Source organism: Arthrobacter sp. D3-16 (assembly GCF_054408515.1).
On record NZ_CP096437.1, the window covers coordinates 3,026,369 to 3,038,447 of the forward strand.

The following is a 12,079-nucleotide window of genomic DNA, read 5'->3' on the forward strand; positions in this document are numbered from 1 at the left end:
CTTAGGCCTCCAGCCGGACATCAACGAGGGGGTAGGAGTTGGTGGGCGCCAGGTTGATGTTGGACACCCGCTCCCGGTGGGCGAGGACGGACTTGGGAACGAACGCCCAGGCGCAGGGCCAGGTGTCCCACACAGCCTGCTGTGCTTCGTTCAGCAGTTCCGTCCGGCGGGCCGGGTCCGCTTCGGCGGAGGCGGCCTGGATCTTGGCGGTGACCTCGGGGATCACGTAGCCCTGGTAGGTGTCGCGGGTGGCTTCCTTCTCCGGGGTGCCGGAGTACATGCCCTGCAGCATGGTGATGGCCAGGCCGGTGGGGCTGGGGTAACCGTTGCCGAGGAGGTCCCAGTCGCCCTGCTTGCCCTGGCGCCAGGCCAGGATGTTGCCGCCGGGCTCGAACTGCTGCAACTCGGCCTTCACGCCGATGTTGCCGAACATTTCCACCAGGGCTTCCATCACGGAGGTGTCGGAGGCGAACTCGCCCGTTTCCCAGATGATCTTCAAAGTGAGGTCCTTCACGCCGAGCTCGGCGAGGGTGGCCTTGGCCTTCTCGGGATCGTAAACGTATTCGCCGGTCTTGTAGTAGCCGGTGAGGCTGGAGGGTGTGACGCCTTCGGCCTGGGTGACGGAGTCCACCAGCACGTCGCGGACCAGGGCTTCGCCGTCGATGGCCATGCTCAGTGCCTGGCGGACGCGGGGATCGGCCAGCGGGTGGCCGGCGGGCTTGCGGAAGTTGAAGAAGATCTGGTTCAGGCGGAGGCTGGACGCTTCCTGGAGTTCGACGCCGGGAAGTCCGGCGAGCTGTTCCCGGGAGTCGGGCGTGATCGAGTCGATGACGTCCACCTCGCCGCTGCGCAGGGCAATCACGCGGCTGGATTCCTCGGGGAGGAACCGGACTTCCACGTTGTCCACCTCGGGTGCCGGGCCCCAGTAGTTCTTGTTGCGCTCCAGGCTGTAGGTGCCGGCGCCGCGGTTGAACTTGGTGACCACGTACGGGCCCGTCCCCACGCCTTCCTGCAGTTCTTCCGGCTTGTTCTGCGCGGCCGGGGTAATCAGGATCATGCTCATGAGCGAGTCCAGGATGGGGATGGGCTTCTTGGACACCATCTTGAAGGTGCGGTCATCCACGGGAACCACGTCGGGGAACTCGGGGAAGAAGCCGGCCACGAAGGAGCCCTGCACCTGCTGGTACATCTTCAGGGCGGTGGCAATATCCTCCACCTGCACCGGGCTGTTGTCCGAGTAGCGGATGCCTTCGCGGAGCGTGACGGTCCATTCGGTGGGGCCGGTCATCTCAAAGCGCTCGGCCAGGACCAGCACGGGTTTGGTTTCCGGGCCGATGGCGGTGAGGCCCTGGCGGACGGCGCGCTGGACGGTGACGGCGGCGTCAAACTGGTTGAGCTTGTTGTCCAGGCTGACCAGCGACCGGTTGAGGGCCAGGGTCAGCGTGCTGGGTCCCGGCAAGCCGGTGGGGCCGGCACAGCCGGCGAGGCTGCCGGTGCCCAGCAGAAACCCTGCCGCGGCGCCAAACTGCAGGAGGCGGCGGCGGGAAATCTCACTTCCTTGAGGAAGAACGGTCATCGTTGACCTCTCGGTAGATCGGGGGACGGCTGCCGGCCGGATGGCTGCGCCGAATGTTGTGTCCATCACTTTGCCACTCCTGCGCAAATTGCGCAACCCCTCTAGCGTGATCCGCGCAGCCGTGTCAGAATGTTTGAAAGCATCCCGCACTTGAGCGGGGTTCGAGCCGACTACGGACGAGAGGAGCAACGTGGCTTCCGTATTTGTGCAGGCCGACGATTTCTCCGGCGCCGCCGAGGTTGGCTACTGCTTTGTGCAGCATGGGCTCTCCGCGCAGGTCCTGCTCGGAACGGGCAGTGCTTCAGCAAGGCACGACGGCGATGCCTCCTTCGTAGGGCCCGTCACCGACGTGGTGGTTGCCGATACGCATTCACGGGGACTTTCCGAATCCGATGCCAAGGCTTTGGCCAAGGAAGCCTTCTCCGGCCCTCAAGTTGCGGGTAGGCAGGTGGTGTTCAAGAAGATCGACTCGCTATGGCGCGGGAACGTGCGCGCGGAAGTTGCCGCACTGACAGGCCTTGGTTTCCACGCCGTTGTTGCGGGCGCACTCCCCCAGTTGCAGCGTTCTGTCGTGGACGGCCGACCTCTGGTGGCAAACACTCCCCTGGCGGAGACGGACCTGTGGCAGGCCGAACAGTCGGCCCCACCGGCTGACATTCCGTCGCTCCTCCGCCCGGAGGATCCGTCCTCCGTACGGACACTGGATCTCGAAGAGATCCGCTCGGGCTCGCTCGCCGCAAAACTGTCCGCGCTACTGGACTCCGACCAGCCCACCCTGGTGGTGGCGGACGGCGAAACCGTCCAGGACCTGGAGCAGGTTGTGGACGCCCTGCTCGAGTTGGACTTCCAGTCCGGCAACCGCCGCATCGTGCTCGTCGGCACGGGCGGTACGGCGGACGTCCTGGCCGGACGAATTGCAGCGCAGCGCCTGGCTGCACAAGTTGCGCGAAATGCGCAAGTTAAGGCACAAGCTGAAGCAGCCAGCGAGAAACGGCAGGGAAGCGCCGTACCGGTGCTCGCCGTCGTCGGCTCCGCGTCTGGAACTGCCCAGGCGCAGCTGGCCGCACTGGAGGGCCGCGGCTTCGAAGTCATCAGGCTTCATCCGCAGTACGCCGGCGCCACTGGTGCGTACGGACCGCAGCTGCAGGAAGCACGGGTGGCTTTGGCCGCCGGCACCAACCTGGCCGTCACCCTGGCCGCAGGAAAAGTGGACCCGGCACGCGCCGCCAGCATCGTGCAGGCCCTCTCCACCTTCGCAGCCAAGGCAGCAGAAGGACTGGAAGCAGACCTGATCCTCACCGGCGGTGAGACGGCCCGGGAAGTCCTGGACGCCGTCGGCCACCACAGCCTGGTGCCGCTCGCGGCCGTGCAGCACGGCGCGGTGCTCGGCCGCGCCGAAGACGGGACGCTGGTGGGCACCAAGCCCGGCAGCTTCGGCGATGACCTCGCCCTCTTACAGCTTTACGACGAAATCCGGGAGCGTCGCGGCCGGTCCGCGCAGATTCCCGCCAACACCCTTCCCCGCAAGACTTCCGAACGATTTGGAGCAGACATGACAACCGAAGCAAGCAAGACCGAGCAGACCGCCCTCCCCTACGTGGCCGTGACCATGGGCGACGGCGCCGGGGTGGGGCCGGAGGTGGTGGTGGCCGCCGTGCTGGATCCGCAGAGCAACGCCGAGTGCCGGCCGGTGGTGATCGGCGATGCGCTGCGACTGCGCCAGGCCGCGGACGTCCTGGGGATCGAGGCGGACATCCAGAGCATCGAGAACGTGGAGGACGCGGTGTTTACGCCGGGCCGGGTGAACGTGATCGACCTGGCGCTGCTGCCGGAGGACCTGGCGTGGGGGCAGCTCTCCCCCGTGGCCGGGCACGCCGCGTACGAGTACATTCGGGTGGCCAGCGAGCTGGCGATGGCCGGCAAGGTGCAGGCCATCTGCACCGCGCCGCTGAACAAGGAGGCGCTGCACTCGGCCGGTCACATCTTCCCCGGGCACACCGAGCTGCTGGCACACCTGACCGGCACGGAGGAAGTGTCCATGATGCTCTCCACGCCCAAGATCCGGGTGATCCACGTGACCACGCACATCGGGCTGATGGATGCGATCCGCAAGATCAACCCGGACCTGGTGGAGCGCACCATCCGCCGCGGCCACGAGGCGCTGGTCCGTGCGGGCATCCCCAACCCCAAGATCGGTGTGTGCGCCATCAATCCCCACGCCGGCGAGAACGGCCTGTTCGGGCAGGGCGAGGAAGCGGAGAAGATCGAGCCGGGCGTGAAGGCCGCGCAGGCTGCCGGGATCAACGCGGTGGGCCCGCTGCCGGCGGACACCCTGTTCTTCCTGGCCGGCCGGGGCGATTACGACCTGGTGGTGGCCATGTACCACGACCAGGGGCACGGCCCGGTGAAGGTGCTGGGCATCGAGGCCGGCGTGAACATCACGGTGGGCCTGCCGGTGATCCGCACCTCCGTGGACCACGGCACCGCGTTCGACATCGCCGGCAAGGCGATCGCCGATTCGCGGTCCATGGTGGAGGCACTGCACCAGGCGGCGGAGATGGCCACCCGGCCTGCCGTGGCCGTGTAGGCGTTGCTGCGGGGACTGGGCGGGGGCCGGAACTAGCATGGTTAGCACTGCCACGGGAAGGAGACCGGGAATGCTCAGCGCAAACGCGCGGCGCGAGGAGATCTACCACCTTGCCGTAACCACCGGCCTCGCCTCCGTGGAGGAACTCTCCGCCCGGTTCGAGGTGACCGCGTCCACCATCCGCCGCGACCTGGCGCTGCTGAACGGGCAGGGCCGGCTGGCCCGCACCTACGGCGGCGCCATGGCGCTGGGCGCGCACCCGGAAGCGTCGCTGCGGCAGCGCACCGGAGAGGCGTTCGAGCAGAAGCACTCCATCGCCCGCTGGGCCGCGTCCGTGATCGTCCCCGGGGAGAACATCCTGCTCGACGCCGGCTCCACCGTGGGTGCGCTGGCGCATGAATTGCGCGGGTTCGAGAAGCTGTCCGTGACCACGCCGGGCATCAACACCATGCAGGAGCTCGCCGATTCGGAGGGCATCGAGGTGGACTGCCTGGGCGGGCGGCTGCGGAGTCTGTCGCAGAGCTTTGTGGGGCCGCTGGCCGAGGCCGCGCTGGAGCGGATGAGCTTTGACCGGGTGTTCCTGGGCGCCGACGCCGTCACCGCCGAGGACGGCATCTGCGAAGCGGACCACGCCCAGACCCGCCTCAAGGAGCTCATGGCCCGGCGCGGCCGGGACGTGTACGTGCTGGCCGACTCGTCCAAACTGGGGTTGCGGCCCTTCCACGCCTGGGCAAGGTTGGCTCTCCCCTGGACTTTGGTGACGGACGACGGCGCCGACCCCGGGCAGGTGCAGAAGTTCCGGGACGCGGGGGTTGCGGTTGAGGTGGCGCAAGTCGGCGGGTGAGCCCCTGACTGACCGGAACACCGCGCCAGCTGCGCCGATGGGAAGGGTTTCACCCCTTCCCATCGGCGACTGTGCAGGTAGCCTCTAGGCCGAGGCTGCCGGGAACCGCTCCCACACCCGGTGTGCTGCCAACAGCCCGGTCAATTCCTGGACCAAGGATTCAGGCTCCTTGCCCGAGACGATGCCCGGAGCATCAAGGGGCAGGCCCGCCGCCGTCAAGACCGCGGAGTCGGCGCCCAGGGAGGCAATGGCCTTGGCATGGCGGAATGCTTCAGTCAGCAGCAATACGGCCCGTGGGTCCAATGCATCCCCGGGGGCACCGGCTTTGGCGTCGAGCCCAGGTGCGGCGTCGGGAGCCGGAGCGGCAGCAGCAGCAACGATGACGGCGTCAAACTCGGTGGAGCGGGCGGTGAGGTAGGTCCGCTGCACAGGAACGCCACCGTCGCTTTCTGTCCCCAGGTATCCGCCCGCCGGGGCGATGACCAGGGGGACGATGCCCTCGGCGTCCAAGGCCTTCCGTGCTGCGTTTATGGCAGCAAGGTCGCTGTTCTCATCGGCCAGGATCCCGACAATCCGGCCGGCAACCGGCCAGGTCCTGCCTACCTGTGACAAGGCAGGGCTGGGGTCGGACTCCGGGACCTGCTCAGTCGCTTGCGGCGCCGGAAGGCCCAGGCCTTGGGCCACGGCGGCGCACAGGCCCGCGTCCACGTTGGCCAGGGCTGCCAGCTGCCGTTCGCGGATGGACTTTTCGTAGCACTTGCCCAGCTCGAAGGTGTAGGCCTGGATCACGTGATCCTGCTCCACCGGGCTCAGGCTGCGGAAGAAGAGGCCCACCTGGCTGTAGTGGTCATCGAAGGATGCCGGGTTCTTCCGCTCCTTGATAGAAGCAGCCACTTCCCCCGGCACGTCGATAAAGGCGCCAAGATCCTGTCCGGCGAGGAACGGGCAGCCGCCGTCGAGCGAGTTCGGCTGGTAGGGAGCCACTCCCCCATGGACCGCCTGCTGGTGCATGCCGTCCCGCAGCATGTCGTTGACCGGGGCCTGCGGGCGGTTGATGGGGATCTGGCCGAAGTTGGGTCCGCCCAGCCGGGAGATCTGGGTATCAAGGTAGGAGAAGAGGCGTACCTGGAGCAGAGGATCGTTGGTGACGTCGATTCCTGGGACGAGGTGGCCGGGGTGGAACGCCACCTGTTCAGTTTCAGCGAAGAAGTTGGTGGGGTTCGCGTTCAGGGTCATGACGCCAATGGGCTGGACCGGAGCGAGTTCTTCCGGAACGAACTTGGTGGGATCGAGCAGGTCAATGCCCTCGAACATCTGGTCCTCGGTGTCCGGGAACGTCTGGACGCCGAGCTCCCACTCGGGGTAGGCGCCTGCTTCGATGGCGTCGGCGAGGTCCCGGCGGTGGAAGTCCGGATCCATGCCGTTGATGATCTGCGCTTCTTCCCACACCAACGAGTGGACGCCCTGCTTTGGCTTCCAGTGGAACTTCACCAAGGTGGTTTGGCCTTCCGCGTTGATGAACCGGAAGGTGTGCACGCCGAAGCCTTCCATGGTCCGGTAGGAACGCGGGATGCCCCGGTCGGACATGTTCCACATTGTGTGCGCCTGGGCCTCGGTGTGCAGGGAAACGAAGTCCCAGAACGTGTCATGGGCGCTCTGCGCCTGGGGAATTTCCCGGTCCGGGTGCGGCTTGGCCGCGTGCACGATGTCCGGGAACTTGATGCCGTCCTGGACGAAAAAGACCGGGATGTTGTTGCCCACCAGATCGTACGTGCCCTCGTCGGTGTAGAACTTGGTGGAGAACCCCCGGGTATCACGGACTGTATCGGCAGAGCCGCGGGAACCCAGCACGGTGGAAAAGCGCACGAAGACGGGAGTCTCCACGTCCTTGGCCAGGAAGCCTGCGCGGGTGATATTGGCTGCAGTCCCGTAGGAGCGGAACACGCCATGGGCTCCTGCGCCACGGGCGTGGACTACGCGCTCGGGAATGCGCTCGTGGTCAAAGTGCGTGATCTTTTCCCGCAGGTGGTGGTCCTGCAACAGAATAGGCCCGCGCGAACCAGCTTTCAGGGAGTGGTCCGTATCCCGAAGGCGAAGCCCCTGGGCAGTGGTCAGGTACTGACCGGACTGAGCCCGCGCCGTGGCCGGTGCCCCAGTTGGGCTTCCCGTGGGAGAGACCGCCTCAGGTCCTCGCTGGTCCGGCTTTGGGGGCAGCGGCTCGCGTGGGTTTGTCGGTTCTTCCAGGCTGGCAGGCTCGCTTGCGGGGACTCCGGGGATCTGGATGTTGCTCTCTTCTGGCACGAATTTTTCTCCTCAGGATGGGCAAAACTGGCAGTCCTCGGGCAATGACCGAAAATACTAAGCGTGCTTAGCATGCTCTGCCAGCCTAGGAAAGGTTGCCCAGCACCACAAATCTGCCTAGTCTTTGGCCGACGAAGTGAGGGAGCCATGGGACGCCTGAGACCCCGCGATTGGTGGGACCGGTTCTTCGCTATCGCGGTTGTTCTCAAGGGAGTCGACGGCCTGGCGGAACTGACCGGCGGATTGTTGCTGCTGTTGCTGGAACCTGCACGGATTCACCGCTTTGTCTTACGCCTCGCGCAGCCGGAGCTGTCCGCGCACCCGAAGGACTTCTTTGCCGTTCATCTGTTACACGCTGCCGACGCCCTGACCGGTAGCACCGCCTTCTACGCGGCGCTATACCTCCTCGCTCACGGCGCGGTAAAGGTGGTTCTCGTAGTAGCTCTGCTGATGAACAGGCTCTGGGCCTACCCGTGGATGATCGGGGTGCTCCTTGCCTTCATTGCCTACCAGCTTTACCAGTTTGCGGTCGCGCCGACGGCAGGCCTGGCCGCCCTGACCATCTTTGATGCCCTGGTCGTACTCCTGACCTGGCACGAATACGGCAGGCAGCGCCGGCGCCAACGACCCTAGCCGACCAACCGGACATGTGCTGGGGCCTGCCTTGCCGGTTTTCCTTTCCTTCGTTTTTTAGGGGTCCCCTCTCTTGGTGACTCGCGGCGCGCTTGCGGTCGTTCTGAGATGTCGTCGCCTAACGTGGCCGCATCGTAATTACGGCATTCATGCGGCGTCGCCTCTTACTAGGGGAAACTGATGAGGACTAGATACGTTCGGTTACCACTTGTTGGCTTGCTGATGGTGTGCTGTCTGGTGATCTCCGGATGTACCCATACCCTGGGATTCTTCGAAAACCCGGGGTCGGGGCCGATCAACGCTAAATCGCCCGTCCACGACGTCACCGATAGCGCCCCGGCAAAAATAGTCATCGGCGCTCTGCCCGTCGTCGAGATGAAAACACGGACTTCAGGCACCTCCCCCATGACCGCAACATGGCAGTACATCGACGGCGCAACGGCCTTTAACACAAAGCTCGACGAACGCCTCTTAAGCGTGTTGGATGCCCGGCCCGGTGGCCGCCATGAGCCATCTGCGCATACAACTGCAAGTATCCAAAGCGAGGACACCAACGCTTCCATTACCCACGAGGTAATTCTGGCAACCGGAAACATCGTAGGTACCCGGTTCGTGCAGACCGCCGTGACTGGCGGCGTCCGGCAGGGGCACCTTGAAGAGATAACCTACGAAGATCTCGACACGGGCCTCGTGACACCCAGTGCCACGCTAATCAGCGCTGAAAAAACAGGGACGTTGCGCGAGATGCTCCGCGAGGTGGAAATCTCCGTCCCAAGCCTCGCACCAAGTCCCGCACCATCAGCCTCTCCGGCCCACGCGCCAACGAGCAACCGCACACCGAGCGATGGACCCATACCTGATGCTGAACTGCTCTCCGCAATCTCGTTCACGGAAACCGGGGACATCAGCGTAATCATTACCCGGCACCCTGAGAACGGTTCGGCGCTGGAGACTTCCGTGACCGTGACTCTCAGCCCGAAAGCCACATGGGACGTCTTGTCACCAGCCGGTGAGGCAATCCGGCAATCCATTATCACCGGCGCGGTTTTCAGGACTCCGGAACCCAGTCCGGCCGGAAGCAAGCCTGTCAACTGTGACATCGTTGCCTGTGTTGCGCTGACATACGATGACGGCCCGAATGCCGAAACCACAAGGCTCCTGGAGATCCTCGAAAAGCACAACGTGCCGGCTACGTTCTTCCAGCAAGGTGGTTACGTCACCTCCAACCCGCACATTGCCGCCTCGGTCGCCGCCGCCGGCCACACCCTCGGCAACCACACGATGACCCACCCATACCTGACGCAGCTGTCAGCAAACAGCATCGTCCGGGAAGTACAGGAAACCCAAAGCGCAATCGAACAAGCCGCCGGCGTGACACCGGCTTTCATCCGCCCTCCCTACGGGGCAACCAATGCCACTGTTTCCGCCCTGGTGGGACTGCCGCAGGTCAGCTGGGACATCGACTCACAGGACTGGCAGTCCCGGAACAAAGACATCTTCATTCCACGGATCATGAGCCTGGTAAAGCCCGGTTCCATCATCCTTCTACACGACGTCCACGCCACCACTGTCGATGGCCAGGACGAACTAATTACCCAGCTCAAAAGCCACGGCTACTACCCAGTGACCCTGCCCCAACTCTTTGCCGCAATCGAACTACAGCCCGGCGGAACCTACAAATGTCGGGGCACACACCCCGGATGCACCCCAAGCCGCTAAAACCTGCAGGGCGGGCGCCCCGGACACTCCGCCTACAAGGGGGCGGGAACACGAGATGCCCCTGGACGCCGCTTCTCCCGCAGCAAGACATCAGGTGCCGCAGTTAGTATGCGATGGCATCGTCGACCAATGACGTCTTTTAAGGCTGCACCGCTCGTGAAGAGAAGCCCTGCATCCCAGACACGGCTGGAGGCCGCCGTATTTTAGTCGCTACAGCACTATCCCGGCCAAAAAGGCCGCATAGCAGCCGGCCGCGGCGAAGAAGGCGGCGTCGATGATCCGCTTGGGGGCGTCCAGGGCGAAGAGGATGCCTGCTGCGGCGAGGAACGCCCAGCAGAAAGGGTGCCCCCAACGGATGGCGAGTTCCTGCAGCCCGGCGGTTTGATCAGCTTTCTCGGGTACGACCACCAGCCATAGTGTGGTCATGCCCGAAGCAGCAGCCGCGCCGCCAAACCCCACCACTGATCGGTGACGACGAGCCCATCCAGTAAACCGGCGCTGCCGATGCCCCCAGGCGGTTCGCAGACGCGTCATGGTCCTGCCTCCCTAGAAGGACCTTCGCAGGCCCTTCTAAAAACTGTATGCCTGCCACCCACACCACAGAAGGATATTGGCGGGTCACCGGGGTACTGCCATAGGGAAGGTTGTCGCCGTGGGCTAGACGCATTTTTGCCCGCCCGGCAGACTGAGGTGCCCAAGCCGGAAAGCTCGGCAAAAACTGAGCAAAACTTGGGCCGGCAACCTGCCTCCGGCAGATACGATTCCCCTGGATATCCGGGGCCCCGCGCTTCCGGCGGACGAAAACTTTGGGGAATCGATGCAGGAACTAAGCCGGATTTACTGGACACGTCAGGGCCTTCGCCTGGCGTACTCGGCGGTGATGGTATGGCTCGCCATCTCGGTGATGACCGCACTCATGCCCAAGGCAGCACCTGTCGCTGGTGCAAGGCCGTCCTCCCCCGCGGAGGTATTGCGCGGCCTGGTCGAGGGCGTCGCCGCCGCGGTCACGCTCCCCGGACTGGCCGTCATCGTGATGTTCATCGTCGCCGCCGTCATCACTGCGCAGGATGTCCGGCGGCGGGACCCGGTGCGGCGTTTCACCCGGCAGCAGCGCCGCGAAGGGATGGCCCGGGCCGGCGGACGGTGTGAGTTGGAGGCCGGTTTCGGGCGGCGCTGCTCCCGCCCCGCCGAGCACGGCGACCACTTCTACCCGTGGTCCAAGGGCGGCTCCACCAGCCTGCAAAACTTCGTCGCAGCCTGCGCCCGGTGCAACCGCGCCAAGCGTGCCAACATCCCCTCGCCCGGCCAGCAGCAGCGGATGGAACGACGACGGCGGAACTACCTTCCGCCGTCGTCCTCCGTCAGCGTCGGCGAACGGCAGCCGTTGCCCTGACAGGCTCACGACTGCCTAGTCGCTGACCTCCACGAAGATGGGGTTCGTGTAGAACCACAGGTCTTCCCATGGGTCAACCTTGCCGATCTCGTCCATGGCGGGGCCTCCCGCGTCCGGTCCCCGGGACCCTTTAGCTGCGCGCTGGTTTGAAATAATGAACAAGCCAGCATCCAGCAACCGAAGGGCACGTCACGATGAGCCACGACCAAGGACGTCGGGGCCAGCACCGCGCCCGCCGGCTGTTCTTGGGTCTTGTCCTGCTCGGAGCGCTCGCGTCCGTGCTGGCATTCCTCGGTCCCGGCTTACTTAATGGATTGCGCACTGCAGATGGCTCGCTGGTGTTACGCCCGGAGTGCGTGGTCGAAACCTCGGAGGGCGAGGTGGGACTCGATCGTGACCAAGCGAAACGGGCCACCACAGCGGTGGCGCTCCTCTCCCGCGGGATGGCAGCTCCGGATACCACCGGCATCGACGCGGCGGTCTTACAGCGGTTGGCCGACGGGCCGCCCGGAGACGCCGGCCCTGTTCTGGCCTGCCGCGGGTCCGCGGCCAGTGATCTCCAGGAACAGCAGGCGAGTGCCACCGGTCTGACACCGCGCGCCGAGCAGTTGCGCGGGGCCATGACAGAGGTGTTCGGCGAGCAAAGCCTAGGCGGGTTCGCCCCGGGAGGCGTGGATCAGGGGCATGGAGCTAACTCGACGCACTACGATGGCCGGGCGATCGACATCTTCTTCCGCCCCGTCACCGAGGAGAACCGGCGAAAGGGGTGGATACTCGCGCACTGGCTCGTTGCTCACGCCGAAAACCTGGACATCCAGTACGTCATCTTCGACGACCGGTTCTGGAGCGCCCACAGCTCGCGTGGACGATGGGGAGACTACGACGCACCCGAACCCGGCAACGAGATCCTCCGTCACCTCGACCATGTACACGTGGACGTGCTGGGCGGAAGACGGGACTAAGGTACTTGGCGACAGCGGTTCCCAGCGTCGGGGCAGGGTAAACGGGCCGCTTGTCCAACAAACT

10 protein-coding genes are annotated in these 12,079 nt (G+C 65.1%); 6 read left to right on the forward strand and 4 right to left on the reverse strand.

Translation table 11 applies throughout. The features are described from left to right. Window position 1 precedes the first annotated feature (1 nt). Complete coding sequence (locus tag M1D32_RS14300) at window positions 2–1,642, reverse strand: ABC transporter substrate-binding protein (RefSeq protein WP_458782199.1); 1,641 nt, start codon at window positions 1,640–1,642, stop codon at window positions 2–4. A gap of 124 nt (window positions 1,643–1,766) precedes the next feature. Here M1D32_RS14300 and pdxA point away from each other — a divergent pair, with 124 nt between their 5' ends. Both pdxA and M1D32_RS14310 read left to right on the forward strand, forming a co-directional pair. Then, on the forward strand, window positions 1,767–4,163 hold the full coding sequence (gene pdxA / locus M1D32_RS14305) for a 4-hydroxythreonine-4-phosphate dehydrogenase PdxA (RefSeq protein ID WP_458779303.1): 2,397 nt from the start codon (window positions 1,767–1,769) through the stop codon (window positions 4,161–4,163). 70 nt (window positions 4,164–4,233) lie between these two features. Continuing rightward, the gene (locus M1D32_RS14310; RefSeq protein WP_458779304.1) at window positions 4,234–5,007 is read left to right on the forward strand and encodes a DeoR/GlpR family DNA-binding transcription regulator; all 774 of its coding nucleotides are present in this window, start codon (window positions 4,234–4,236) and stop codon (window positions 5,005–5,007) included. Between the two features lie 84 nt (window positions 5,008–5,091). Here the strand turns inward: M1D32_RS14310 and M1D32_RS14315 are convergent, their stop codons facing one another. Beyond that, window positions 5,092–7,308 carry a catalase gene (locus M1D32_RS14315; RefSeq protein ID WP_458779305.1) on the reverse strand — a complete coding sequence of 739 codons (2,217 nt, stop codon included), beginning with the start codon at window positions 7,306–7,308 and terminating at the stop codon, window positions 5,092–5,094. Between the two features lie 147 nt (window positions 7,309–7,455). On the opposite strand from M1D32_RS14315, the gene M1D32_RS14320 reads away from it, so the two are divergent. Next, on the forward strand, window positions 7,456–7,941 hold the full coding sequence (locus tag M1D32_RS14320; RefSeq protein WP_458779306.1) for a DUF2127 domain-containing protein: 486 nt from the start codon (window positions 7,456–7,458) through the stop codon (window positions 7,939–7,941). Between the two features lie 405 nt (window positions 7,942–8,346). After that, a complete protein-coding gene (locus tag M1D32_RS14325; RefSeq protein WP_458779307.1) occupies window positions 8,347–9,660 on the forward strand; it encodes a polysaccharide deacetylase family protein in 1,314 nt (437 codons plus the stop codon). Between the two features lie 210 nt (window positions 9,661–9,870). Here M1D32_RS14325 and M1D32_RS14330 read toward each other — a convergent pair whose 3' ends face one another. After that, the gene (locus tag M1D32_RS14330; protein ID WP_458779308.1) at window positions 9,871–10,086 is read right to left on the reverse strand and encodes a hypothetical protein; all 216 of its coding nucleotides are present in this window, start codon (window positions 10,084–10,086) and stop codon (window positions 9,871–9,873) included. A gap of 391 nt (window positions 10,087–10,477) precedes the next feature. On the opposite strand from M1D32_RS14330, the gene M1D32_RS14335 reads away from it, so the two are divergent. Further along, window positions 10,478–11,053: an HNH endonuclease gene (locus M1D32_RS14335; RefSeq protein WP_458779309.1), complete on the forward strand. Its 576-nt coding sequence runs from the start codon at window positions 10,478–10,480 to the stop codon at window positions 11,051–11,053. 15 nt (window positions 11,054–11,068) lie between these two features. On the opposite strand, the gene M1D32_RS14340 is transcribed toward M1D32_RS14335, so the two are convergent. Continuing rightward, window positions 11,069–11,215, reverse strand: a complete 147-nt coding sequence (locus M1D32_RS14340; protein WP_458779310.1) for a hypothetical protein — start codon at window positions 11,213–11,215, stop codon at window positions 11,069–11,071. Between the two features lie 218 nt (window positions 11,216–11,433). Between M1D32_RS14340 and M1D32_RS14345 the strand changes: the two genes are divergently transcribed. Next, on the forward strand, window positions 11,434–12,015 hold the full coding sequence (locus M1D32_RS14345; RefSeq protein ID WP_458779311.1) for a hypothetical protein: 582 nt from the start codon (window positions 11,434–11,436) through the stop codon (window positions 12,013–12,015). Window positions 12,016–12,079 lie beyond the last annotated feature (64 nt).